The 23,178-nt window shown below is 66.7% G+C and carries 22 protein-coding genes and 1 pseudogene; 12 read left to right on the top strand and 11 right to left on the bottom strand.

The genetic code is table 11. The annotated features are described in order from the left end of the window. A partial coding sequence (locus ON44_RS52305; protein WP_245567005.1) for a DUF3027 domain-containing protein occupies positions 1–3,055 on the bottom strand: 3,055 nt, incomplete at its 3' end. Between the two features lie 17 nt (positions 3,056–3,072). On the opposite strand from ON44_RS52305, the gene ON44_RS04080 reads away from it, so the two are divergent. From ON44_RS04080 to ON44_RS04070, 3 genes are all read left to right on the top strand, one after another. Further along, the gene (locus tag ON44_RS04080; RefSeq protein ID WP_040686438.1) at positions 3,073–3,846 is read left to right on the top strand and encodes a glutaminyl-peptide cyclotransferase; all 774 of its coding nucleotides are present in this window, start codon (positions 3,073–3,075) and stop codon (positions 3,844–3,846) included. Positions 3,847–4,154: 308 nt separating this feature from the next. Then, the gene (locus ON44_RS04075; RefSeq protein WP_040686442.1) at positions 4,155–5,894 is read left to right on the top strand and encodes an MFS transporter; all 1,740 of its coding nucleotides are present in this window, start codon (positions 4,155–4,157) and stop codon (positions 5,892–5,894) included. A gap of 69 nt (positions 5,895–5,963) precedes the next feature. After that, on the top strand, positions 5,964–6,473 hold the full coding sequence (locus tag ON44_RS04070; RefSeq protein ID WP_040686437.1) for a DUF2771 domain-containing protein: 510 nt from the start codon (positions 5,964–5,966) through the stop codon (positions 6,471–6,473). Between the two features lie 143 nt (positions 6,474–6,616). On the opposite strand, the gene ON44_RS04065 is transcribed toward ON44_RS04070, so the two are convergent. Then, positions 6,617–7,042, bottom strand: coding sequence for a cold-shock protein (locus tag ON44_RS04065; RefSeq protein WP_040686436.1), 426 nt, complete (start codon positions 7,040–7,042; stop codon positions 6,617–6,619). 201 nt (positions 7,043–7,243) lie between these two features. Here ON44_RS04065 and ON44_RS04060 point away from each other — a divergent pair, with 201 nt between their 5' ends. Together ON44_RS04060 and ON44_RS04055 are read left to right on the top strand one after the other, a co-directional pair. After that, positions 7,244–7,486 carry a hypothetical protein gene (locus ON44_RS04060; RefSeq protein WP_051181484.1) on the top strand — a complete coding sequence of 81 codons (243 nt, stop codon included), beginning with the start codon at positions 7,244–7,246 and terminating at the stop codon, positions 7,484–7,486. A 366-nt stretch (positions 7,487–7,852) separates the two neighbouring features. Beyond that, a complete protein-coding gene (locus ON44_RS04055; RefSeq protein ID WP_040686434.1) occupies positions 7,853–8,476 on the top strand; it encodes a transglycosylase family protein in 624 nt (207 codons plus the stop codon). Between the two features lie 103 nt (positions 8,477–8,579). Here ON44_RS04055 and ON44_RS04050 read toward each other — a convergent pair whose 3' ends face one another. Then, the gene (locus ON44_RS04050) at positions 8,580–8,768 is read right to left on the bottom strand and encodes a hypothetical protein (RefSeq protein WP_040686441.1); all 189 of its coding nucleotides are present in this window, start codon (positions 8,766–8,768) and stop codon (positions 8,580–8,582) included. 236 nt (positions 8,769–9,004) lie between these two features. On the opposite strand from ON44_RS04050, the gene ON44_RS04045 reads away from it, so the two are divergent. Further along, positions 9,005–11,296, top strand: coding sequence for a helicase-associated domain-containing protein (locus ON44_RS04045; protein WP_040686440.1), 2,292 nt, complete (start codon positions 9,005–9,007; stop codon positions 11,294–11,296). Here the strand turns inward: ON44_RS04045 and ON44_RS04040 are convergent, their stop codons facing one another. Further along, positions 11,297–11,809 (bottom strand): LppU/SCO3897 family protein, encoded by a 513-nt coding sequence (locus ON44_RS04040; protein WP_040686433.1) that lies wholly within the window; start codon positions 11,807–11,809, stop codon positions 11,297–11,299. 320 nt (positions 11,810–12,129) lie between these two features. On the opposite strand from ON44_RS04040, the gene ON44_RS04035 reads away from it, so the two are divergent. Beyond that, on the top strand, positions 12,130–12,945 hold the full coding sequence (locus ON44_RS04035; RefSeq protein ID WP_040686432.1) for an efflux RND transporter periplasmic adaptor subunit: 816 nt from the start codon (positions 12,130–12,132) through the stop codon (positions 12,943–12,945). Positions 12,946–12,948: 3 nt separating this feature from the next. Here the strand turns inward: ON44_RS04035 and ON44_RS04030 are convergent, their stop codons facing one another. Genes ON44_RS04030 through ON44_RS04015 form a run of 4 tightly spaced genes read right to left on the bottom strand, consistent with a single transcriptional unit; the run spans position 12,949 to position 17,437 of the window. Then, positions 12,949–14,340 carry a M1 family metallopeptidase gene (locus ON44_RS04030; RefSeq protein WP_040686431.1) on the bottom strand — a complete coding sequence of 464 codons (1,392 nt, stop codon included), beginning with the start codon at positions 14,338–14,340 and terminating at the stop codon, positions 12,949–12,951. Positions 14,341–14,393: 53 nt separating this feature from the next. Next, entirely contained in the window at positions 14,394–15,029 is a 636-nt protein-coding gene (locus ON44_RS04025; RefSeq protein ID WP_040686430.1) for a LysE family translocator, read from the bottom strand. Between the two features lie 39 nt (positions 15,030–15,068). Beyond that, complete coding sequence (locus tag ON44_RS04020) at positions 15,069–15,737, bottom strand: DUF3239 domain-containing protein (RefSeq protein ID WP_051181483.1); 669 nt, start codon at positions 15,735–15,737, stop codon at positions 15,069–15,071. A 41-nt stretch (positions 15,738–15,778) separates the two neighbouring features. Continuing rightward, entirely contained in the window at positions 15,779–17,437 is a 1,659-nt protein-coding gene (locus ON44_RS04015; RefSeq protein WP_040686429.1) for a DNA repair helicase XPB, read from the bottom strand. 364 nt (positions 17,438–17,801) lie between these two features. On the opposite strand from ON44_RS04015, the gene ON44_RS04010 reads away from it, so the two are divergent. Next, positions 17,802–18,446 (top strand): LysE family translocator, encoded by a 645-nt coding sequence (locus ON44_RS04010; RefSeq protein WP_040686428.1) that lies wholly within the window; start codon positions 17,802–17,804, stop codon positions 18,444–18,446. A 34-nt stretch (positions 18,447–18,480) separates the two neighbouring features. After that, positions 18,481–19,131 (top strand): trimeric intracellular cation channel family protein, encoded by a 651-nt coding sequence (locus tag ON44_RS04005; RefSeq protein WP_040686427.1) that lies wholly within the window; start codon positions 18,481–18,483, stop codon positions 19,129–19,131. Here ON44_RS04005 and ON44_RS04000 read toward each other — a convergent pair. Further along, positions 19,128–20,306: a pyridoxal phosphate-dependent aminotransferase gene (locus ON44_RS04000; RefSeq protein WP_040686426.1), complete on the bottom strand. Its 1,179-nt coding sequence runs from the start codon at positions 20,304–20,306 to the stop codon at positions 19,128–19,130. The two genes, ON44_RS04005 and ON44_RS04000, sit on opposite strands and share 4 nt — an antisense overlap. 176 nt (positions 20,307–20,482) lie before the next feature. Between ON44_RS04000 and ON44_RS03995 the strand changes: the two genes are divergently transcribed. Further along, the gene (locus ON44_RS03995) at positions 20,483–20,686 is read left to right on the top strand and encodes a hypothetical protein (RefSeq protein ID WP_040686425.1); all 204 of its coding nucleotides are present in this window, start codon (positions 20,483–20,485) and stop codon (positions 20,684–20,686) included. A gap of 49 nt (positions 20,687–20,735) precedes the next feature. Here the strand turns inward: ON44_RS03995 and ON44_RS03990 are convergent, their stop codons facing one another. Next, positions 20,736–21,656: a sigma-70 family RNA polymerase sigma factor gene (locus tag ON44_RS03990; RefSeq protein ID WP_040686424.1), complete on the bottom strand. Its 921-nt coding sequence runs from the start codon at positions 21,654–21,656 to the stop codon at positions 20,736–20,738. A 61-nt stretch (positions 21,657–21,717) separates the two neighbouring features. Here ON44_RS03990 and ON44_RS03985 point away from each other — a divergent pair, with 61 nt between their 5' ends. Together ON44_RS03985 and ON44_RS03980 are read left to right on the top strand one after the other, a co-directional pair. Then, the gene (locus tag ON44_RS03985; protein ID WP_040686423.1) at positions 21,718–22,299 is read left to right on the top strand and encodes a GNAT family N-acetyltransferase; all 582 of its coding nucleotides are present in this window, start codon (positions 21,718–21,720) and stop codon (positions 22,297–22,299) included. Between the two features lie 82 nt (positions 22,300–22,381). Then, positions 22,382–22,933, top strand: coding sequence for a class I SAM-dependent methyltransferase (locus tag ON44_RS03980; RefSeq protein ID WP_040686422.1), 552 nt, complete (start codon positions 22,382–22,384; stop codon positions 22,931–22,933). Between the two features lie 39 nt (positions 22,934–22,972). On the opposite strand, the pseudogene ON44_RS03975 reads toward ON44_RS03980, so the two are convergent. Further along, positions 22,973–23,178 (bottom strand): annotated as a pseudogene (locus ON44_RS03975) (3-deoxy-7-phosphoheptulonate synthase); the annotation flags it as partial.

Here is a 23,178-nt window from a genome sequence, read left to right as displayed (position 1 = left end):
CGATGCCCGCACCCCCACTGACAGAGTCGGCGGCCGTGTCATCAGCACCCGCGGTTTCACTGTCAGCGTGGGCAACATCGCCATCGACGTCCACACGCGCACCGCCGACATCGGCGCCCTCGTCATCAACGCCCGTGGTCTCACTGTCAGCGTGGGCAACGCCGCCATCGACATCCGCACTCGCACCGCCAACATCGGCGCTGCCCTCGTCATCAACGCCCGTGGTCTCACTGTCAGCGTGGGCAACGCCGCCACCGACGTCCACACGCGCACCGCCAACATCGGCCACCTCGCCAGCAGCACCCGCTGTACCGGCATCGACGACGCCGCCATCAGCGTCCGCACTCACGGCGTGCGCGTCGGCCTCCTCGCCTCGAACGGAGGGAGCTTCGTCACCTGGAACTTCAGCTTCGCCTACGAACGCTGCCGCCGCACCGGCCGAGCCTGCATCCGATTCCGGCTGCGCCTCAGTAGCTTCGATGCCCGGTTCAGTCACGACGGCCTCAGTTTCGGCCGCCGTATCGGCGACCGACTCAGCCACGCGGTCGACGTCCGATGCCAGGGCAGCACCCGAAGCTTCGGACACCGCCTCGTCGACGCTCGACTCGCCCGCAGCGACGGCACCTTCTGCACCGATTGCCGACGCCCCGTGAATCGCCGCACCGGCGGCATCACTCGCAGCGGCCACCCCAGTAGCGACACCAAGATCCGATTCCGGCTGCGACACAGCAGCTTCGGCACCTGGCTCGACCACAATTGCTCCGGCCGCACCGACACCCGACTCCGGCTGCGACGCACCTAACGCGGCGATCGACTCAACTGCGGCGGTGTCACCTTCTGCGTCACTCGCCACTGGCTCGGAAACTACCTCGCCGCTCCCGGCGGTTGCACCGGACGCCGGCTCGGCACTCGACTCCCGCTGCGACACAGCAGCTTCAGCGCTCGGATGTACCGAAGCGGGGACGCTTGCCGAGCCCGCGGTCGCCGTGGCCTCATGGCCTGCCACGCTCTCGGCAGTCGCACCGTTCGACTCGGTCTCGCAACTGGTGGATGCGTCCGTCGTCGATCCGATCGGGCCTTCCGCCGCATCCGCGCCGGGCGCCGCGCCGATCGACTCGCGATCCGAATCGGACGCGCCAGCAGGCTCAACCAAAGCGCGCGACTCAGCGACCACGTCAGCAGCGGGGCTAGATGTGGCTGTGGTGCTGGAGATGTCGACCACCCCCTGGGCGACGACATTGGGCTCACCCGAGGTGCTCGACTCTGCCGCAGCCTCGCCCGGCAGGTGCGCAGCGTCCGACTCGACCGCACTGGTCGACTGGCTGCCGAAACCCGAGGCGGCGACGCCGTGCTCCGGGGAGGTCGGCTCAGCAATCGCGGCAGTCCGAGTTGCGGCAGCCGCATCACCTGCCTCGGTGCCCACACCCGGTGCCGCAGCATCCTCGGCGACCGTCGAATCCGGCTCAGCCAACGAGGCAGCCGTCACATCTGCGGCAGCATCACTGGGCTCGCTGACCGCGCTCGGCGCGGAAACATCGGCCGTATTCGGCTCAGCAGTACCAGCTTCCAACGGGCTGGCAGACCCCAGGCTGGTCGACTCGGCCACAACACCCGCTGCGGCAACGCCCGGCACCACAGCAGACGACTCAGCCAACGAAACGGTCGGGCTTGCGCCGATCCCAGGCTCGCTGCCTGCGCCAGATGCGGAAACATCCTGCGCGACTGCCACAACATCATCCGACGCGGCGACAGCACCCGACTCGACGACGCTCGACTCGGCCACAACGCCCGTTTCGGCAGTGGTCGGCTCAACCACCGAAGCCGTCGGGCCAGCACTGACCCCAGCATCGGGCTCACCGCCTGCGCCAGATGCGGAAACATCCTGCGCGACTGCCGCGTTCGGCCCAGCCGCAACATCATCCGACGCGGCAACAGCACCCGACTCGACGACGCTCGACTCGGCCACAACGCCCGTTTCGGCAGTGGTCGGCTCAACCACCGAAGCCGTCGGGCCAGCACTGACCCCAGCATCGGGCTCACCGCCTGCGCCAGCCGTGGAGGCATCGTGCGTGGCGGCCGTATTCGGCTCGACCACAACATCATCCGACGGGAGAGCAGTCGACTCCACCGCGCTGGGCGACTCAGCCGTCGCATCGCCCGATGCCGCGTCGCTCGGCGCGGCGGCAGTATCGGATGCGGCACGATCGCTCGGCTCGACCGTGGTCGGTTCGGCGGCAGTCGCAGCATCGCTCGTTCCCGGGGCGCTCTCGGCACCGGCCGCCGCGTCCGGTGCGGCGGGCTTGCGCAACGCCTCAACCGGGATCACATCGAAAGCCGCGTCGTCATACGCCTCGTACAGCGGCGATCCCCCACCGGTCGGGACTTCTACGTCCGAGTGCGCGCCGCAGCCGTATTCGGCATGGACTACGTGCCCGTCGGCACCCATGGCGTTGCCGCAGACGCCGAAGGCGGAGCGGAGGGCGCCGGCGAGAGGAAGGTAGAACCCGCAGCGGCCGCAGGTGGAGGGGGCGGCCTTGGCCATATCGGTTTCGGGGCCGAATTCGGAGTACCAGCGTTCGGCGGCTTCTTCGCGGCCCTCGCGGCTGAGCACCTTGGTGCGGCCCAGGCCGATTTCCAGCGCAACCTCGTCGACGGCCGGATCGCCGCTCGCGACGTAGCCGGGCACCAGCCGGGGATCATCAGTGCGCGGGGCGAGCAGGTCGCCGGGCGCCAGATCACCGGGACGGATGCGCTGCTCCCACGGGACGAAATCGGGTGCGACCAGCGCGTCCGGACCGGGCAGCAGCGCCGATTCGCTCACCGTCGCGTATTGCGCGCCGGGCGGGGCCGCCACCACGACCGCCCACTGCCAGCCGCGGTAGCCGGGCAGGGTGGCCTCGAACCGGTGGGTCGCCGCGGACTCGTCCTCGGCGGTGACACCGATATGCGCGCCGACGCCGGTCGGCTCCAGCTCCAGGAGCGCACGGCGGGCCACGTCGACGGCATCGGCAAGGATCGGCCGCACGCCGGACTGCGAAACAGATACTGCGCTCACGGCCTACATTTTGCCGTATGGAGCGCAATCGGCGTTCGTTGGCCGTCGTTGTCCTGGTCAGCCTGCTCGGAATCACCGGGTGTGGCGGCTCCGACGACGATCCGCCGCGACTGCATATCGAGGTGGTCGGCACCCGTCCGCACGATCCACGGGCGTTTACCGAGGGTCTGGAGGTCGACGGCTCCGTGCTCTACGAAGCCACCGGCATGCCGGGCGCGTCGGGCCTGCGCGCCACCGATCTGACGACCGGCGCGGAACTGACCAGAGTCGAACTGCCGGCGCCCTACTTCGGCGAGGGCGTCACCAAAGCCGGTGACACCCTCTGGCAGCTCACCTGGAAGGACCGGGTGGCGATCGCCCGCGATCCGGCGACACTGACCGAACGCGCCAGGGCGTCCTACGACGGCGAGGGCTGGGGTCTGTGCACCCGCGCGGGCAAATTGGTGATGAGCAACGGCACCGACACCCTCACCTTCCGCGATCCGGTCACCTTCGCCGCGACCGGCACGGTCACCCTCACCACCCGAAACCGTGCTCACCTCAACGAACTCGATTGCGCCGCCGACGGTTCCGTCTACGCCAATTCCTATCCCACCGACGAGATCCTGCACATCGACCCCGAAACCGGCCGTGTCCTCGCGGTCATCGACGCGAGCGGACTGCTGCCCGCGACCGTGCGCGCGCGGACCGATGTGCTCAACGGCATCGCCCAACTGCCCGGCACGGACCGCTTCCTGATCACCGGCAAGTACTGGCCGACCATCTTCGAGGTCCGATTCGTACCGGAGTGAGCGAGCGAACGATGAACACAGCCGAGCGCTCGCTCGTGTCGGAGCCGAGCGCCAGCGAGGTGGAGGCATGAGCGAGCGTAGCGAGCGAACCATCAACACAGCCGAGCGCTCGCTCGTGCCGGAGCCGAGCGCCAGCGAGGTGGAGGCATGAGCGAGCGCAGCGAGCGAACCATCAACACAGCCGAGCGCTCGCTCGTGCCGGAGCCGAGCGCCAGCGAGGTGGAGGCATGAGCGAGCCAGGTCACCTTTCCGGACGGCTTGGAGCGGCAATTGAACCCAAGTCGCCGATGTACGACAGAATTGAGGTTGTGACTACTCCTCGCGATCCCTCCGGTTCCGACCGCGGTCCGTGGGATGGCGAGGAGTCCCCACCGATCCAGCGTCACCCCGGTTACGACCGCTACCCGCCACCCCACACCCCGCCCCGGCGGTCGTCACTACCGCCCCTGCCACCCGAACCACCGCAACGCCGCGAAGCACCGCCGACCAAGCCGCTGCCCGGCGGATCCGCGAAACCGGCAGACCCGCCGCCGGAGCCCGAAATCCCGGCCGAGCCCCAGCGCGTTCCCCGCAAGCTGACCGTCACCCGGGTCGCCGCCATGCGCGGCCGTGAACTCACCTCCCGCGGCGTCGCAACCTTCCAGCGCGCCGCCAAGGCCGACGGCGCCGACAAATCCGGCCTCACCGCCCTGACCTACGCCACCATGGCGAATTTCGCCTTGGACGCCGCGATCGCGGTGGCCTTGGCCAACACACTGTTCTTCGCCAGCGCGACCGCGGAGAGCAAGACCAAAGTCGCGCTGTACCTATTGATTACCATCGCCCCGTTCGCGGTGATCGCCCCGCTCATCGGACCGATGCTGGACCGACTACAACGCGGCCGCCGCCTCGCACTCGCTACCTCCTTCGCCCTGCGCGTAGTGGTCGCGGTGGTGCTGATCATCGCCTTCGACAGCTGGGCGCTGTATCCGCTCGCCCTGTGCATGATGATCGGCAGCAAATCGTTCTCGGTGCTCAAGAGCGCGGTGACGCCACGCGTGCTGCCACCCGAAATCGACTTGGTGCGCACCAACTCTCGGCTCACCGTATTCGGTCTGGTCGGCGGCACCATCGGCGCGGGCGCGGTCGCCGCACTCGCCGCCGCGATCGCCGGCTCCAATGGCGCACTGGTGCTGGCCGCCGCGATCGCGATCGCGGGAACGTTCCTGAGCCTGCGCATCCCACGTTGGGTCGAGGTCACCGAGGGCGAAGTCCCGGCGACCCTCAGTTATCACGCGAAAACCGAAGTGTTCAGTCCGGCAACCGAAGCCGCGGTTCCGCCGCGCAAGCGCAGGCAGCCGCTCGGCCGCGCGGTCGTGACCGGACTGTGGGGCAATAGCGCCATTCGCGTCTTGACCGGCTTCCTGACGTTCTACGTGGCCTTCGTCGCCAAGGCAACCGAACACGGCGGCTGGCAGCAGGCCGCCATGCTCGGCGTGGTCGGCGTGGCCGCGGCGATCGGCAATTTCGTCGGCAATGCGACCGGCGCCCGGATCGAACTCGGCAAGCCGTCACTGATCGTGCTGGGCTGCACCGCGGCCTGCTGCGCGGTCGCCCTGCTCGCGGTCTTCCTCGACAATCTGCTCGGCGCCGCATTGGCCACCCTGGTCGCGGCGGGTGCGAGCGCGCTGGCGAAGGTATCGCTGGACGCGTCCATCCAGGACGATCTGCCGCCGGAATCGATCGCGTCCGGCTTCGGCCGGTCCGAGACCGTACTGCAGCTCAGCTGGGTTCTCGGCGGCGCGGCGGGCGTGCTGATGCCGACCACCTACTGGCAGGGTTTCGCGTTCATCTCCGCGATCCTGCTGTTCGGGCTGCTGCAGACCTTCATAAGCGACCGCGGCCACTCCCTGCTGCCCGGCCTCGGCGGCCATCGCCCCGAACATGCCGAGCAGGAGGTCGCGACAACCCGACACACCGACGCCGACCGAGCCGCACAACGCGGCAGGGAGCGCGGTAGCGACACTAAGCACATGCAACGAGGCACAGGAGACCCGATCTGTGAGTGAGCACAGCGAACGAACCAAAGACACAGCAGCTTTGCTCGCGACGGAGCCGAGCGCCGGCGAGGCTCAGTCGTGAGCAAACCGAGTACCCGCACTGTCGTCGGGCTATGTGTGGCGGCCCTACTGGTGTTCACCGTCGCCTTCGTCGGCGTGTTGACGGTGTTCGTCCGCAACGCGGACCACCCCGACCCGACCGTCACCGCATACGCCCACGGCAAGACCGTCACGGTGTCCCCATTCCTGTACTGCACAGTGAAAATGGAGGACTGCAAGTACGGCGAGACCGTCACCCTGGACGTTCCCGCCGGATACCCGCTGCAGCTGTCGCTGCCGAAGAAGATCGCCGACGCGCCCTGGCTGGCGCAGCTGGTCTACGTCATGCCTACCGGCGAGAAGGTGGACCGGGTGGTGAGCCGCAACGACTATCCCGAGGGCGCACTCGCCGTCACCATCGATTCGAAGCCGGAGCCCGAATTGCGGCTCGTCGGTGTCGAATTGCAGCTGCCGATCCTCGCGCGCGACGAAACCGGCCGCGAGTTCTACGTGCCGCACGCGGCCTGGTCGATCAGCACCTCGCCGTAGCGACTGCTTGCAGGTCGCTCGAAAAGGTCGGCAGCGACTGCTTGCAGGTCGCTCGAAAAGGTCGGCAGCGACTGTCGGCCTGAAAACGATTCGCGCGCTGCCCGGTAAGCCGGGCAGCGCGCGTAATTCGTTATCCGCGAACGTCAGTGATCGAGTTCGCGCGCGACCGCCCGCACCACTTCCGAAATGCGCTGCGCGGTCTTGCGATCCGGATACCTGCCCTTGCGCAGATCCGGCTGCACCTTGGCCTCGAGCAGGGTGATCATGTCCTCGACCATCCCGTGCAGCTCGTCCGGCGTGTGCTTGCGCGCGACCGGCTCCTTGTGCGCACTGCGATCACGCTCCTGGCCATGACGGACCGAGGGCGGCGATTCGAGCACCTTCAGACTCAGCGCCTGCGGCCCACGGCGACCGGCGGCCATGCCGAATTCGACACGCTGACCGGGCTTGAGCCCATCGACGCCGGCAGGCAGCGCGGACGAACGGACATAGACATCCTCACCCTCGTCCTGGGAAAGGAAGCCGAAGCCCTTTTCGACGTCGTACCACTTCACCCTGCCGGTCGGCACTGCACTCACCCGTTCATCATCGAAACTCGGGCCCCACTGGCCCGAGCACATCCGTCTGCCCAGGTGCTCGTCCGGCATACCGCCTCGGACAGCTCCTGTCAGTTTGCGAAAAGAACGCGCCCCACAGCTGTGCAGGACGCGATGGACACCGAGTCTACCCCGGTGCGAATAACACAAGCACATCAGTTTTACGGTCGAGCAGTGACGAACCCATCCGCGCCACCGCCTCCGAGCCGCTCACCACGCCGCGCAGGCGACCGGTTGCTGTACGTGGCACTCGGCCTGTTCGCGATCGGCTTGCTTGCGATCGTCGCCATATTTCTGACACCGATCCTCAGCGATTCCGACCCGGGCCTGTGGCTGTATCTGCTGGCGATGTTGGCGCCGCTCGGCTTCCTCTGCGCGATCGTCTTCGCACTGTGGTCCGGCCGACGATCGCGCTAAACCGGTTACCCCTGCTAATCGTTACCGAACCGCCAGTGTGATCCTCGTCACATTACAGCGCGATAACGGAGCGGCGGCGGCCCCTGACCGGCCCGTCTGCACCATCTCTCAGCTGCGCGGAAGCCTCTCGGCCGCAACCGATACCAGTCCGAGACCCGATCGGACCCGCCGGTTACCAAATAGTGATTTTTCGCCGCGATCGTCGTACCGTCTTACCCAGCCGGGACAACCGGCAACCACCGGCCCGCCGCATCAAACCTCACCCCGCGGGTACCGGACCCCAACGGAAGCAGGGGTGGGGGCGGGACGGACGACCTCTCAGTCCGGACCACTTGCAGATGCGTACGAGAGGCAGACGAACCCGTAATGAGTGGACGCCATCGCAAGCCAACCTCCACCGGGCGCACCGTAGCCAAGGTCGCCGTCACCGGCGCGATCATCGGCACCGCAGGTGTGGCTCTCGCTGGAAACGCCAGCGCGGCACCCGATCAGGACTGGGATCGGCTCGCCCAGTGCGAGGCCGGCGGTAACTGGGGCATCAACACCGGCAACGGTTTCCAGGGTGGACTGCAGTTCTCGCCCAGCACCTGGAATGCCCACGGCGGCGGCGAATACGCCGCGACGGCCAACCAGGCCACCCGCGAACAGCAGATCGCGGTCGCCGAGAAGGTCCTCGCCAGCCAGGGCTGGGGCGCTTGGCCCTCCTGCTCGTCCTCACTCGGCCTGAGCAGCGGATCCACCCCGCGCACCGCCCCCTCCTCCACCGAGACCCCGCGCTGGAACCCGGCCCCGGCTGCTCCGGAGCAGGCCGCCGCGGACCCCAGCCAGGAGATCTTCAGCGCGATCGACCGCGCCGTCGCTGTCGTACAGGGCCAGGGTGTGCAGATCCCGCAGGAAGCCCTCGATTTCTTCAATGCCGCCAAGGGCACTCAGCTCGACCCGGCAGTCGTGAGCTTCTACGAGGCGAACAAGAGCATGCTGCCCTCCTGAGTCGTCACAACGCAGACCGTACGAAGAAGGTCCCCGCATCATTGATGCGGGGACCTTCTTCGTATCCGCGGGTTTTCCGTCCGGGTACCGAGCGATGTGCCGCTCAGCGGTTGATCACCGTATTCGGGTGCATGTAAGGCAGCTGATCGGCCGGAACCGGAAACTCGGTGTCCTCACCGAACGGCGAGAGCCCACCGGAACGAGTCGACGACAGTTCGGTGACCGCATGGCCACCGTCCTCCACGGAGGGCCAGCCATGGTCGACATAGGGTTTCTTCGATTTGTTCACCACGCCCACATGCTAACGCGCTGCGTACCCGCGCTCCTGCCGCTCCCCCGCCTCCCCGGGCCTTTTGCCGGTCGGAGGTGCAAAAGATTCACGTCGCGGGCCGGCGGTCAGTTGTCCGGTCCGATCTCGGGCGTTCCCGACGAGTTGGCCATATGCCAGCGAAATCAGTCGTCACGTCACGAATTCGATGTGCTGAGGCAGACCAGCAGATGAATATCATGCACCGTAGGCTGGAGCCGATGACTGCGACCGAATCCCTGGCCGGGTGGCTCGCGGCCCGCAGCGATGCGCAGCTGGTGGCCCTGCTCGAACTCCGGCCCGATCTGGCCGTGCCACTGCCCTCGTCCATGGCGGTGCTCGCGGCCCGTGCCGAGCAGCGCGCGTCGGTCCTGCGTGCCACCGATGACCTGGACACACTCGAGTTCGCGATCGTGGAAACCCTTGCGGTGCATCGGGCGACGGGTTCGGGCGGAACGCCGATGAGTCGCAAGGCGTTGCGCGTGCAGTTGAAAGATCGGGTGCGGGTCGCGGCGATCGATGCCGCGCTGGTCCGCCTATCCGATCGCGCGCTGGTCTGGAGCGACGGTGACGACCTACATCTGATCCCGGCTACCGCCGAGGCGCTGCCGTGGCCGATCGGCAGCACCACCGAAATTCCGGACGCCCTGACCGAGCCCGAGGTGATCGCGGCCCTCGCGGCCGTCTCCCCCGCCGAACGCGCGCTGCTGGACAAGCTGGCCACCACGGGCCCGCGCGGACGCACCAGGGACGCGGCTCCGGGCACACCGGCCGACCGCCCGATCCAGCAACTGCTCGGCCGCCGATTACTGCACTGGATCGACGAGGAGACGGTCGAACTCCCGGTCACCGTCGGTCAGGTGCTGCGCCGGGAGCCGGTGACCCATCCGCACGCGCTGAAACCGCCGGAGCCGACACCGACCAAGCACAGTCCCACCGAAGTGAATGCGGTCGCCGCGGGTGAAGTGGGCGAACTACTGCGGCACTGCGCCGACATTCTGGAGGCGCTCGGCCAGGCACCCGCGCCCGCATTGCGCGCGGGTGGGCTCGGAGTGCGGGAATTGCGCCGCATCGCCAAACAGACCGGTATCGACGAACCGCGCACCGGACTGCTCGTCGAACTGCTCGCCGCGGCAAAACTCGTCGAGAAGGGGATGCCGGACCCGCCACCGGAATTCGACTCCACCGACGACTTCTGGGCGCCCACACCGGCCGCCGACGGCTGGCGCGACGCACCGCCCGCGCGCCGCTGGGTGGCGCTGGCACAGGCCTGGCTGGACCTGGACCGCATGCCGTGGATGATCGGCATGCGCGACGCCAATGACAAACCGCTGGCGGCATTGTCGATCGAACTGCGCACCCCGCACGCGCCCCACGACCGTCGTACGATGCTGAATCTGCTCGCCGAATATCCGACCGGCACCGCACTGGCCCCCACCGATATCGGCCGACTGCTGGCCTGGCGGCAACCGCGGTGGCGCAGGCACTTTCGCGCCGAGGCGGTCGAGCACACGCTGGAGGAGGCCGCGACGCTCGGTTTCATCGGACGCGGTGCGCTCGCCTCACCGGCGCGGGCCTTGCTGCACGGCTCGCCGACCAGCGCGTCCGATGCCGAGGCCGAGATGGAATCGGCGCTGCCCGAGCCCATCGATCATGTGCTGGTCCAGGCGGATCTGACCGTCATCGCGCCCGGTCCGCTGACGCCGGAGCTACAGAGCCGGGTGGCACTCGTGGCCGATATCGAATCCGCGGGTGCAGCAACAGTTTACCGGATCAGCGACACATCGGTGCGACGTGCGCTGGATGCCGGGATGACCGCGGCCGAACTGCATACGCTGTTCACCACGCATTCCCGCACACCGATCCCGCAGTCGCTGTCCTATCTGATCGATGACGTCGCGCGCAGACACGGCCAACTACGGGCCGGTATGGCGCAGTCGTTCGTCCGCAGTGACGATCCGGCACTGCTCGCGCAGGTGCTGAGTTCACCGGTGGCGAGCGAACTCGCGCTGCGGGCCATCGCACCCACCGTCGCCATCGCCCAGGCCCCGCTGGGCGAATTGCTCGAACGGTTGCGCGCGGCCGGATTCGCCCCGGCCGGTGAGGATTCCGCTGGCACCATTGTCGATCTGCGCCCGCGCGGCGCCCGGATCGCGGTGCGCCCGCATGCCAGGCAGCCATATCGCCCGACGCCGCCGAGCACCGAACAGCTGACACTGCTCGTCGCGGAGCTGCGCGCGGGTGAGCGGGCCGCCAGCGCCCGCAACGGCCAGGCGGTGCGCCCCGACGGCACCAGAACCAGTACCGCCGCAACCCTGGCGCTGCTGCAATTGGCGGCGCGGGTGCGGCGGTCGGTCAATATCGGTTATGTCGACGCCCAGGGCGTCGCGTCACAGCGCGTCGTCGAACCATTGAAGGTCGGCAACGGCCAGCTCGACGCACTGGACCCGGTAACCGGCGCGATCCGGCATTTCACCTTGCACCGGATCGCGTCGGTCGCACTACTCGAGTAATCAGCCCTTGGCTGCGCCGAGGCAGAAGGTGACCTTCGGGTCCGGGACGGTCACGAAGCTGGTCGCGTCGGCGCCACACTGCAATTCGTCGGCCTGACCGTCGATGCGCTGCACCACCTTGAAGGTGGCTTCGGAAGAGGAGCAGTCCACGTACTTGTACGGGTTGGTGCCGACATCGGCGTAGCAGCTGCCCTGCTTGAAGTTCGGCGCGAGGCACATGTAGGCCTGGCCGCCACTGACCAGGTCCTCGGTGTAGGTGGTGTATTCGGCCGCGCATTCGATCTTTTTGTCCGCGGTCTGGAATACCTTGTAAACCGCCTTCGGCGACGAGCAGTCGACCGGCTCGGACTTGGTGGCCGATGACGAACTGTCGGTGACATTGATGCAATCACCGACCTTCGCCTTGGCGGTGTCGGACTTGCTTGCATTGTCGAGCGCCGAACAACCGGTCACCACGGCCACCAATGCGCCCACCGCCAGGAGGGCGAGCACAATGCGTGCCAGCAGCCTCATTCCTGGGAACTTCAACGTGAAACCCTCTCTCACCGAACGTGTTCACGACAGATGTGAACGCGGTGAGGATACCGTCACGGTCGCCCGAACCGCATCAGCAGTTCGGACGACCGACCAAATCCGAGGCGCGAATCAGTACTGGCCCATCAGTCCGGTCAGGCCTACCAACGCGAGGTTGACGAATTTCGGGATCAGGTTGACGAGGACCATGAGACCTAAACTGTTCACTATCAATGCCTTTCGCATTACGAACACGTGGACGTTTGTCCAGCATGTGCACTCTGTCGCTTCCTGAGTCCCGGTCGTTACGCTTGGAAAGTATGAGGCTCGAAGAGGTCGCCGTCGACTTGTACGGACTCGACCCTGGTGAGTTCATCGCCGCCAGGGCGGCACGCGTCGCCGAGGCCAAGGACGCGGGCGATAAGGAACTCGCGACCGCCGTCGGCAAGCTGCGAAAGCCGACGGTGGTCGCCTGGACGGTGAACCTGCTGGCCCGTGCGGCGCCCGATGATGTCGATGCGCTGCTGCAACTCGGGACCGCGCTGCGTACGGCGCAACGAGAATTGTCCGGCGACCAGTTGCGCGCGCTGACCACGCAGCGGCAGCAAGTCGTCAATGCCCTCGCCAAGCGGGCGGGCGCACTGGCCGCAGATCGCGGGCATCCGGTCACCGAGGGGGTGCTGCGTGAGATCGGACAGACGCTTACGGCGGCGCTGGCCGATGACGCGGTCGCCGAGCAGGTGCGCAGCGGGACACTGGTGACATCGGCGAGCTATGAGGGTTTCGGACCGGGCGGTGCCGCACTCACCTCGGTAAGCGGCACGGGCACAAAGAAATCCGCCGAACCCGTCGCGGAAGACGATGCGGGCCGGGAACTCGATGACGCAGTCGAAGCCCTCGAATCTGCCCGTGCGGCAATGGATTCAGCACAGGCGGAGGCCGAAGAGACGGCAAACCGATTGGCCGAGAGCGAATCCCGCATCGAGGCACTGCGCGAAGAGCTTGCGCACGCCGAACAGCAGAAGCAATTCGCCCGCACCGCCGATCGCGGTGCACAGGACCAACTACGCGCGGCCCGGAAACAACTCGATCGGGCAGAGCGCTGGGTGGAAAAGGCCCGCGAACGCGTCGACTGAACGTCAGCCGCGCAATGCGCCGGGGAAGAGATACTCGTCCGGGGGCATTGTGGTGCGGTTCAACCAGGCCTCGAAGAAGCCGGTCAGATCGGTCGGGGATTTCGACTGCATGAAAGCGCGGAACTCCGGCATCGAGGCGTTGCCATGGGCATGGGCGGCATTGAATTCCCGGACGGCCGTGAAGAACACGTCGTCGCCCAGTTGTTTGCGCAAGGCGTGCAGGAACAGCGGGCCGCGGTAGTAAACGGAGGTGAATTCATTTCCGACGCCCGGGTTTTCCAGCGGAATATCCCAGAATTTCGGATCGGTACGATGTTTCCGAATGGTCTCGCGGTAGGCCGCGTCGACATCCTTGCCCTCCATCCGCTCCGGCCACAGATAGTCGGCGGTGTAGCTGGCGAAGCATTCGTTCAGGCAGATATCGGACCATTGCCGCACCGAAACCGAATCGCCCCACCATTGGTGCGCTATTTCGTGCACCACGGTCGGCAGGTCGGTCCACGGTGCGTAGATCGGACGCGTCTGGGTCTCCAGCGAGAACTCCAGATCCGCGTCGACGTAGATGCCACCCGCGGCGTCGAACGGATAGGGACCGTAGAGCGCCTCTTCGAAGTCGATGATTTCGGGCAGGCGCTGCTCGGTTTCCCTATTGCGCTCCGCATTCGGGGCGAAGGCGCTGATCAGCGGGGTTCCGTTGGCGCGGCGCTGTTCGAGGTAGCTGTAATGATCGATCGCGACCGTGGTCAGGTAGCCGAGTACCGGTTGATGCGACTCCCAGGTGACGTCGCGCTTCGCACCGGCGACCGTGTTCTCGGTGCGCACACCGTTGGAAACCACCTCCCATTCCGCGGGAACCGACGCGTGCAGGGTGAAGGTGGCCTTGTCCAGCGGGGTGTCGTTGAGCGGATACCAGGTGGTGGCCGAATGCGGTTCGCCCGAGACGAAGGCGCCGCCGCTGGGTGCATAGGTCCAGCCCGCGCCCTCGGTGTTCCTGGCATGCCCGGCGTAGTCGACGGTCACGGTGAAGGGCAGGCCGGGCAGCAGCGGCAACAGCGGGGTCACGGTCAGTTCATGCTCGCCGTTGCGGTCGAAGGCGGCGGGCAGGTTGTTCACCGAGACCATGCGAACGTCCGGGCCGTTGAAGTCCAGATTGAACATCCGCAAGGGCTGGGTGGCGGTGGCGTCGATCGTGGTGGTGCCGGTGAGCTGACGGCTCGGCGGGTCGTAGTCGATGGTGACCTCGTAGTGGCCGACGTCGTAGCCGCCATTGCCGTCCAGCGGGTAGTACGGATCGTCCAGACCAGGCGCGCCGACGAGCGGATCGGCGTTCGCCGGAACCGGGGCGGCGAGAAGTGCGCCGACCACGGCCGCACACAGCCAGCCGGACCACCTCATACGACCACCACCCCTTTCACGGCCCCACCTGACCTCGGTGGATGGTAGTCGCTTCAGTCGGCGCTACCGCTGAGTGCCACCGACGCGCCGAGGCCGAAGATCATCGCACCGCCCGCACCGCCGACCGCCTCCAGTCGTTGCGGTGAACGCGCGAACCAAGTTCGGGCCGATGCGGCGAGCAGGCCCCAAGCGCTATCGGAGACCAATGCGATCGCCAGGAAGATGGAGCCCAGGATCAGAAATTGCAACTGCAGCGAACCCGCCGAGGGTTCGGCGAAATGCGGCAGTACCGCCGAGAAGAAGACGATCGCCTTGGGATTGGTCAGCCCGACGAAGACGCTCTGCCGAAAAACCTTGGCATCGGCGGGGTCGAGCTGCGCGTTCAGCGCAGCCCGCAACGCCTTGCGCTCGCGGATCGCCTGGATTCCGAGGTACATCAGATAGAGCGCACCGGCGAACTTGACCACGGTGAGTGCGAGCGCCGAGGCCGCGAGCAGCGTGCCCAGGCCCACCGAGACCAGCAGTAGCGCGATGAAGACACCCGCGGAATGACCGAATACCGAGACCAGGGCAGCACGGCGACCGAGTGCGAGAGCCCGGCCGATGGTGAAGAGCACACCCGGTCCGGGGATGACGATGATGACAATCGATGCGGCGATGAAAGCCAGCAGGTTGGACGCCGGAACCATTTACCGAGTCTATTCGGCGGCGCAAGGGAATTCGGCTGATCAGGACCCCAGGTCGCCGGGGAGCTGGTGCGGGTCGAGCAGCAACCGTTTGGCAGAGGTGCGTCGCACCTTGTCGGCGAGTTCCAGATTATCGGCGAGCAACCGCCATTCGACCTCGCTGATGGCCGCGCGCGCCCGATCGATGACAGTGCCGTCGCGGGTGCCCCAGGCGATCGGCATGGCGCTGACCGACTGCCAGCGCTCGCCGACCTGACGCGGCGCCCGATCGGTGCGCACCGCGACCGACGGCACCCGCTCACCCGCGCGCTTCTCATGCCCCGGCAGATCCCTGACCTTCCTGATAACCAGCGCATAGCGCGGGTCGGGAGTCTCCGGTCTCGAGACATCGACCAGTGCGAGCAGCACCACCCCGCTCGGATGCGTTTCGGAGACGACCGCGGCAACCAGTTCACCGTCGGCATACAGCTTGTCGATGCTGGAGCGGTGCGGTGTCCAAAACGCCACCCACAGCGCGACGACCGCGCCGAGTGCGAATGCGATCGCCAGCAGATAGGCCCACGGATGGTTGAGCCAGATCAGATACGCGGTGCCGGTCGCGGCGATGACGGCGGCCGCGATCGCCATGACGCGCAGTCGACGCAAGTCGGCGAAGACTTCGTTGACCGCATGGGCGTGCTGCCGGTCCACCGCGAATTCGAAGCGTCGCACGTCTCAATTCCTAGCACATGTATCGGAGATAAATCCTCCGCTTATCCGATGGCCGGCCCCAGCAAGTCATCGGCATCCGTAATGCGATACGCGTAACCCTGTTCGGCGAGGAAACGCTGCCGGTGCGCGGCATATTCGGCGTCCAGGGTGTCACGTGCGACGACCGAATAGAAGTGGGCTTGGCCACCATCGTGTTTCGGTCGCAACAGTCGACCGAGCCGTTGCGCTTCTTCCTGACGCGAACCGAATGTTCCCGAAACCTGTACCGCGACAGAGGCTTCGGGCAAGTCGATGGAAAAGTTCGCGACCTTGCTCACCACCAGCACCGGAATCTCACCGCGCCGGAAGGCATCGAAAAGTTCTTCGCGCTCCTTGGTTTTCGTCGAACCTTGAATTACCGGCGCATTGAGATCGACACCGAGTTCGTCGAGTTGATCCAGATACGCGCCGATCACCAAGGTCTGCGCATCCTTGTGCTGAGCCAGAATCGATTCCACCACAGGAATTTTCGTGCGCGCGGTCGAACAGAGCTTGTAGCGCTCCTCGGGCTCGGCGGTGGCGTAGGCCATCCGCTCGGCATCGGTGAGGGTCACCCGAACCTCGATGCAGTCGGCGGGCGCGATCCAGCCCTGGGCCTCGATGTCCTTCCACGGCGCGTCGTAGCGCTTGGGTCCGATCAGCGAGAACACATCGCCCTCGCGGCCGTCCTCGCGCACCAGAGTCGCGGTGAGGCCGAGCCTGCGCCGCGATTGCAGATCGGCGGTCATTCGGAAGACCGGTGCGGGCAGTAGGTGCACCTCGTCGTAGATGACCAGGCCCCAATCGCGGCTGTCGAAGAGTTCGAGGTGCTTGTATTCGCCCTTGGTGCGGCGGGTGATGACCTGATACGTGGCGATGGTGACCGGACGGATCTCCTTGCGCTCGCCGGAGTATTCGCCGATTTCGTCCTCGGTCAACGAGGTTCGGGCCAGCAGCTCACGCCGCCACTGCCGTCCGGCCACTGTATTGGTGACCAGGATCAGCGTCGTGGCCTGCGCCTTGGCCATCGCGGCCGCGCCGACCATCGTCTTGCCCGCACCACACGGCAGCACCACGACACCCGAACCACCGGCCCAGAACGAATCGGCCGCCATCTCCTGGTAGTCGCGCAGGTGCCACTGGCCGCCGGTGAAATCCAGCTCGATCGGATGCGCCTCCCCGTCGACGTAGCCCGCCAGATCCTCGGCCGGCCAGCCGATCTTCAGCAGCATCTGCTTGATCCGGCCGCGCTCGGACGGATGCACGACCACGGTGTCCTCATCGACGCGGGCACCGAGCATCGGGGCGATCTTCTTGTGCCGCAGCACTTCCTCGAGCACCGCGCGATCCAGACTGACCAGCGTCAACCCGTGCGCCGGATTCTTCACCAGCTGCAACCGGCCGTACCTGGCCATGGTGTCGACGATGTCGACCAGCAGCGGCTGCGGCACCGCATACCGCGAGTAGCTGACCAGGGCATCCACCACCTGCTCGGCGTCATGCCCCGCGGCCCGCGCATTCCACAGCGCCAGGGGCGTCACCCGATAGGTGTGCACATGCTCGGGCGCCCGCTCCAATTCCGCGAACGGCGCAATGGCCTGCCGCGCCACCCCGGCCAACTCGTGGTCGACCTCCAAGAGCAGCGTCTTGTCACTCTGAACGATCAGTGGACCGTCGGTCACAGCCGCGCCTCGCTGGCGCTCGGCTCCGCTGCGACCGGAGGTGCTGTGCTGACGGTTCCCTCGCTACGCTCGGTCACGATCTCTCCTCGTATACGGCGTCCGGCATTATCGGATCGCTCGTGCGACTCCGGCCCATTCTCCCCGACGCCACCGACAACTCGTCAGATACGGCGCAGCTAGCGTCGGCTTCGCACATACAGCGTGCGAGCGGCCGGTTTTGTTCCAGGACGAATGCACCGACCGCCCATTCTTGTCCGGATCCCCCGGCTTCCACTGGATCGAGACACGAATGGGCGATGACGCCAGTCCACCACCACCCAACTGGCCCGCGACGATAGCAGCGCTGTGCGTGAGTATCGAGAGCATGATCGAGACTGCAGCGATTCTGGGAGTGGCGGCGGCCGCGTTGGGGATGGTGCTCACACCGGGACCGAACATGATGTATCTGGTATCGCGCAGTGTTTCGCAGGGACGGCGAGCCGGATTGGTGTCGCTCGGGGGTGTAGCGGCCGGATTCGGGGTCTACCTGGCGGCGGCCACAGCGGGGATTACCGCGGTGTTCGCAGTCGTGCCCGGCCTGTATCTGGCGGTGAAGTCGGCGGGCGCGGGATACCTGTTGTGGCTGGCCTGGCAGGCGGTGCGGCCCGGCGGGACCTCGGTCTTCGCACCCGCCGAGCTCCCCCCGGATCCGACGCGGCGATTGTTCACCATGGGTTTGGTCACCAATCTGCTGAATCCGAAGATCGCGATCATGTACATGGCCTTGATTCCGCAGTTCGTGGCGCCCGAGCACGGCCGGGTGTGGTTGCAGAGTCTGTGCCTCGGGTCGGTGCAGATCGCGGTGGCATTGACGGTGAACGGGCTGATCGTGCTCGGCGCGGGCGGGATCGCCGCCTTCCTGACCGGTCGGCCGCTGTGGTTGCGGGTCCAGCGCTATTTCATGGGCACGATGCTCGGCGGGATCGCGGTACTGGTCGCGACCGATCGTGCGCGGCCGATGCCTGCCTGAGCCCCGGTGCCGCTGGATATGTGATCGTGGGCGCATGGCGCATTTCGATTCCGCGGTGAATACCGCGCAGCATGTCGGGGAGCTGTCCGGCGTCTTCGCCTTCGCGACCTCGGGCGCGCTGCTCGCGGTGCGGCGCGGATTCGACGTATTCGGGATCGTGGTGCTGGCCTGCAGCACGGCTTTGGGTGGCGGTGTCATTCGAGATCTGGTGATCGGCCGGACACCACCCTCGTCGTTCGTCGATCTCAGTTACCTGTGGACCGCGCTGCTCGCGGCCGCGGTCATCTTCTTCTGGCATCCGTCGCCGCGCGTGACCGGCGGTCCGCTCGGCGTGGCCGATGCCTTCGGGCTGGGGCTCTTCTGCGTGACCGGCACGGTGATCGCCTACAACCACGGTCTCGGCGCGCCCTCGGCCACACTGCTCGGATTGGTCACCGCGATCGGCGGCGGAGTCATCCGCGATCTGCTCGGCGGGCAGACGCCGAGTGTGCTGATACCCGAGCAGATCTATGCGGTACCAGCACTTTTCGGTGCCACGGCGACCGCGACGCTACTGCATTTCGATGCCTACAACCCGATCACCGGCGCCTGCGCCGCGCTCGGCGCGATCGCATTTCGCCTGCTCGCGATGCGATACGACTGGCACGCACCACAGGCGCGACGTCGGCCACAGGACCGGGCCTAGCCCACTCGAACACCCGCGCGAAGTCGGCGTACGCCCTCGTCGAGGGTTTCGTCGCGTTTGCAGAATGTGAAGCGCACCAGGTGATTCCACGCCTCGACGTGGTCGGCGAAGGCGATGAGCGGCACGGCCGCGACACCCAGCCGAGCCGGTAGTTCCCGGCAAAAGGCCAAGCCGTCGGTTGCGCCGAGCGGTGTGATATCCGCGCAGATGAAATAGCCGCCCGCACTCTCCTTCACCTCGAAGCCGGTGTCCTTCAGCGCGGCGGCAAGGCGGAGTCGCTTGTCCGACAGGGTGTCTCGCAGTGCGGCGACCCAATCGAGTTCATTGTTCAGCGCGTGCGCGACGGCCGGTTGGAACGGCCCACCTGCCACGAAGGTCAGGAACTGTTTGGCCGCGAGCACACCGTCGATGAGTTCGGCCGGACCGAGCGCCCAGCCGGTCTTCCAACCGGTGACGCTGAAAGTCTTTGCCGCGCTGGACACCACGATGGTTCGCTCGGCCATACCGGGCAGGGTGGCGAGGCTGATGTGCTGGTTGCCGTCGTAGACGAGGTGTTCGTAGACCTCGTCGGTAAGCACCAATAGGTCGTGCTCGCAGGCGATTTCGGCGATCGCGGTCAGATCGGCGCGGCCGAGTACGGTGCCGGTCGGGTTGTGCGGTGAATTGACGATCAGCATCCTCGTCGCGGGCGTGATGGCGGCGCGCAGACTGTCCAGGTCGAGGACGAAGCGGTCACCGTCGGCGACGAGGTGAGCCGTGCGCCGCCGCGCTCCGGCAAGGGCGACCGCGGCCGCATAGGAGTCGTAGTAGGGCTCGATGAGCACGACCTCTTGCCCGGGCTCGACCAGACCGAGCACGGCGGCGCTGATCGCCTCCGTCGCACCGACGGTGACCAGCACCTGTTTGTCCGGGTCGTACTGGGTGCCGTAGCGGCGGGCCCGGTCGGCGGCGATGGCGCGCCGCAGGATCGGCATACCGCGGCCGGGCGGGTACTGGTTCAGCCCATCGGCGATGGCCTGGCGCGCGACCTCGAGCATGCCCGCGGGCCCGTCGGTATCCGGAAAGCCCTGCCCCAGGTTGATCGCCTCGTGCCGGACGGCTAATTCGGTCATCTCCGCGAAGATCGTGGAGGCAAAGGGGCGCAGGCGGGCGACGGTCGCGGGTTGCGAGGGCATATCCGGAGAGTAGCTCAGCGATCGCCATTGTTGCCAACAGATAGCGAAAGGCTATATTTCACTTTTGAATTGGCGCCTCTACCTGCATGGTTGTGCGTTGTCCCAACGACGGCTAGCCTCGCCGTGTTCTACCTCACAAACCGCCGACCTGCGGCGGTAGCTCGAAAGGGGCGCTTATGGCCTCGTATCTGGACCTGGTACTGCAGCCGGCCGCGTCGGAGGTCGCCGGAACGGTACTGGGTTTCCTGCGAAATATCGCACACGACCTGATCGCCGGCTTCGGCTCGTCCACCGGCGATTGGTTCAACGGATCCTCTACCGGCAATAGCGGCACCGGATCGTCCACCGGGGACTGGTTCCTCGGATCGTCCACGCCGTAATCCGATGGCGGTGTCAGGCCTGGCGATGAGGGCCCGGCCTGGCACCGTCTCACCCCAAGCGGACGTGGGACAGTTTTTCCGGATTCGCGAGATCGTAGGTACCCCAGACCAATCCGTCGCGAACCGCGAATCCGATCACACGGGGCGGACCCTCGAGCCGCCCGTAACCCGGGCCGACCCGATACACGACCAAACCCAATTGACCATTGACCGTGGCGAATTCGAATTCCAGTGTCGGCTCCGAGGAGCCGTCCATACCGTACTTGCGCATCAGCCCGAGGAGGAAACGGGCGACCTTGTCCACACCGGCGATGACATTGATCGCGGTGGACGTAGTGCCGTTCGCATCGCCGATAATTACCGAATCCGGGTGCAGCGCAGCGGTTATCGCGGCTATATCACCTGCGGACAGCGCGGCGACGAAATTGCGCACCGCGGCCGCGTGCTCGACATCCGGGACGGGCGGCGGGGCCTGCGCGACGGACTTCCTGGCCCGCACGGCCAGCTGGCGCGCCGCCTCCACCGAAATGCCGAGAATTTCCGCGATCTCGTCGAACGGCACCGAAAGCCCGTCGTGCAGAACGAACGCCACGCGCTGCGGCGGCGTCAGACTCTCCAGCACCACCATGGCGGCGAGGCTGCATTCCTGTTTGCGGACCACCGCCTCGAGCGGATCCGGCATGGTCGATGGCGTATGACCGGTCACGACCGGCTCCGGAAGCCACTGCCCGACATAGGTTTCCCGGCGCACCGCGGCACTACGCAGGCGGTCCAGGCAGATTCGGCTGACCACGGTGGTCAGCCACCCCCGCAGATCCTCGATCTCGGATTGATGCGCACCGGCCAGCCGTAGCCAACTCTCCTGCACCGCGTCCTCGGCGTCGCCCACACTGCCCGTCAGCCGGTAGGCGACCGAGAGCAGATGCGCCCGATGCGATTCGAACAAGTCGGCGAGAAGAGCGGCAACCATCGGGCTGATTCTACGTTCCGCGCTGATGGGCCCGACGAGCCGGTCATGACACCATGCTCATATGGAGGATCATCCGCTATCCGACACAACCATCTGGTTGTCGCGGCCGACCGAGGCTGATATCGACGATATCGTCGCATGCTGCCAGGAGCCAAGCATTGCCGAGTGGGTAACGATTCCGGTTCCGTATCACCGGAAGAATGCCGAATCCTTCCTCGACGATATGGTCGCGCCCGGCTGGGCCACCCGCAGTCCGATCTGGGCGCTGCGGACGCGCGCCGACGGTCCGGTCGTCGGCATGATCGATCTCAACGCGCGCGACGAATCGGCATCGGAAATCGGCTTCTGGCTGGTCTCCGCGGAACGCGGACGCGGGCTGATGTCGCGTGCGGTCGCCCTGGTGTGCGAATTCGGTTTTCAGCCAACAGGATTGGGGCTGAGCCGGATCAACTGGCGCGCCTTCGTCGGCAATCACGCCTCGGCCGCCGTGGTTCGCCGCAACGGTTTTCACTATGAGGGCATGGCGCGACTCGGCAGTATGCAGCGCGGCAGCCGCCGCGATACCTGGCTGGCCGGACGGCTGGCGACGGACTCGCCGGGCCCGGTCTCGGATTGGCCGCCCGATGTATTTAGCATCGCGTAGCGATTCGATGAGGGGTGGCGGTCGGGCGACGGGTGGGCGCGAACCGTCGACCGGGGCGGGGCAATAGTCGTAGATTGCGAATATGGCGGCTGATACCCGATTCGAGTGGATCGCCGAAACCATGCACCTGCGGCCCGACGACCGGATCCTGGAGATCGGTCCCGGCTTCGGCGACTCGATCGCGTACCTGGCCGCTCGGCTGGACGGCGGTCGGATCGTCGGCGTGGACCGTTCCCCGACGGCCATCGCCCGCGCGAAGAAACGCCATGCCGCGCTGATCAAATGCGGCAAGGTGCACCTGCTGCACGCCGGACTGGAACAGCTCGACCGGGCCCGGGTACTCGCCGAAATCGGACCGGCACGCGGCTTCGACAAGGTTGTCGCCGTCAACGTGAATCTGTTCTGGACCAAACGGCCGACCGCCGAGCTGGCCCTGATCCGGCAGGTCCTCGCGCCTGACGGCACGCTGTACTTGTTCTACGGATACGGACAACCGGACGGACCCAGCGGCACCGGTCCGAAACCCGCCCCCGGACATCTCATCGATTATCTGGCCACCGCGGGCTTCGACGGCGCCATCGTCTGCTCCGGCGATATCCTCGGCGTCGTCGCGAAACCGCGGCGAAATCCGTAGCCGCGCCCCGGCTTTCACCGGGGCGACAGGCTCGGAGTATCAGTGATCGCGGCGCTGCTGCACCGCGTCGGCGAGGCGATCGAGCTGGGCGGCGGTGGTCTCCCAATCGATGCAGGCATCGGTGATGGACTGCCCGTAGGTCAGCGCGTCGGCATGCCCGAGGGTCAGATCCTGGCGGCCCGCGACCAGGAAGCTCTCCAGCATCACGCCGACCACGCCCTGCTCGCCCGCGACCAACCGGCCCG

Source organism: Nocardia vinacea NBRC 16497 (genome assembly GCF_000308835.1).
GTDB classification, from domain to species: Bacteria; Actinomycetota; Actinomycetes; order Mycobacteriales; family Mycobacteriaceae; genus Nocardia; species Nocardia vinacea.
Note: the sequence above shows the minus strand (reverse complement) of the source record. Positions and strands in the feature narration are given on the sequence as shown.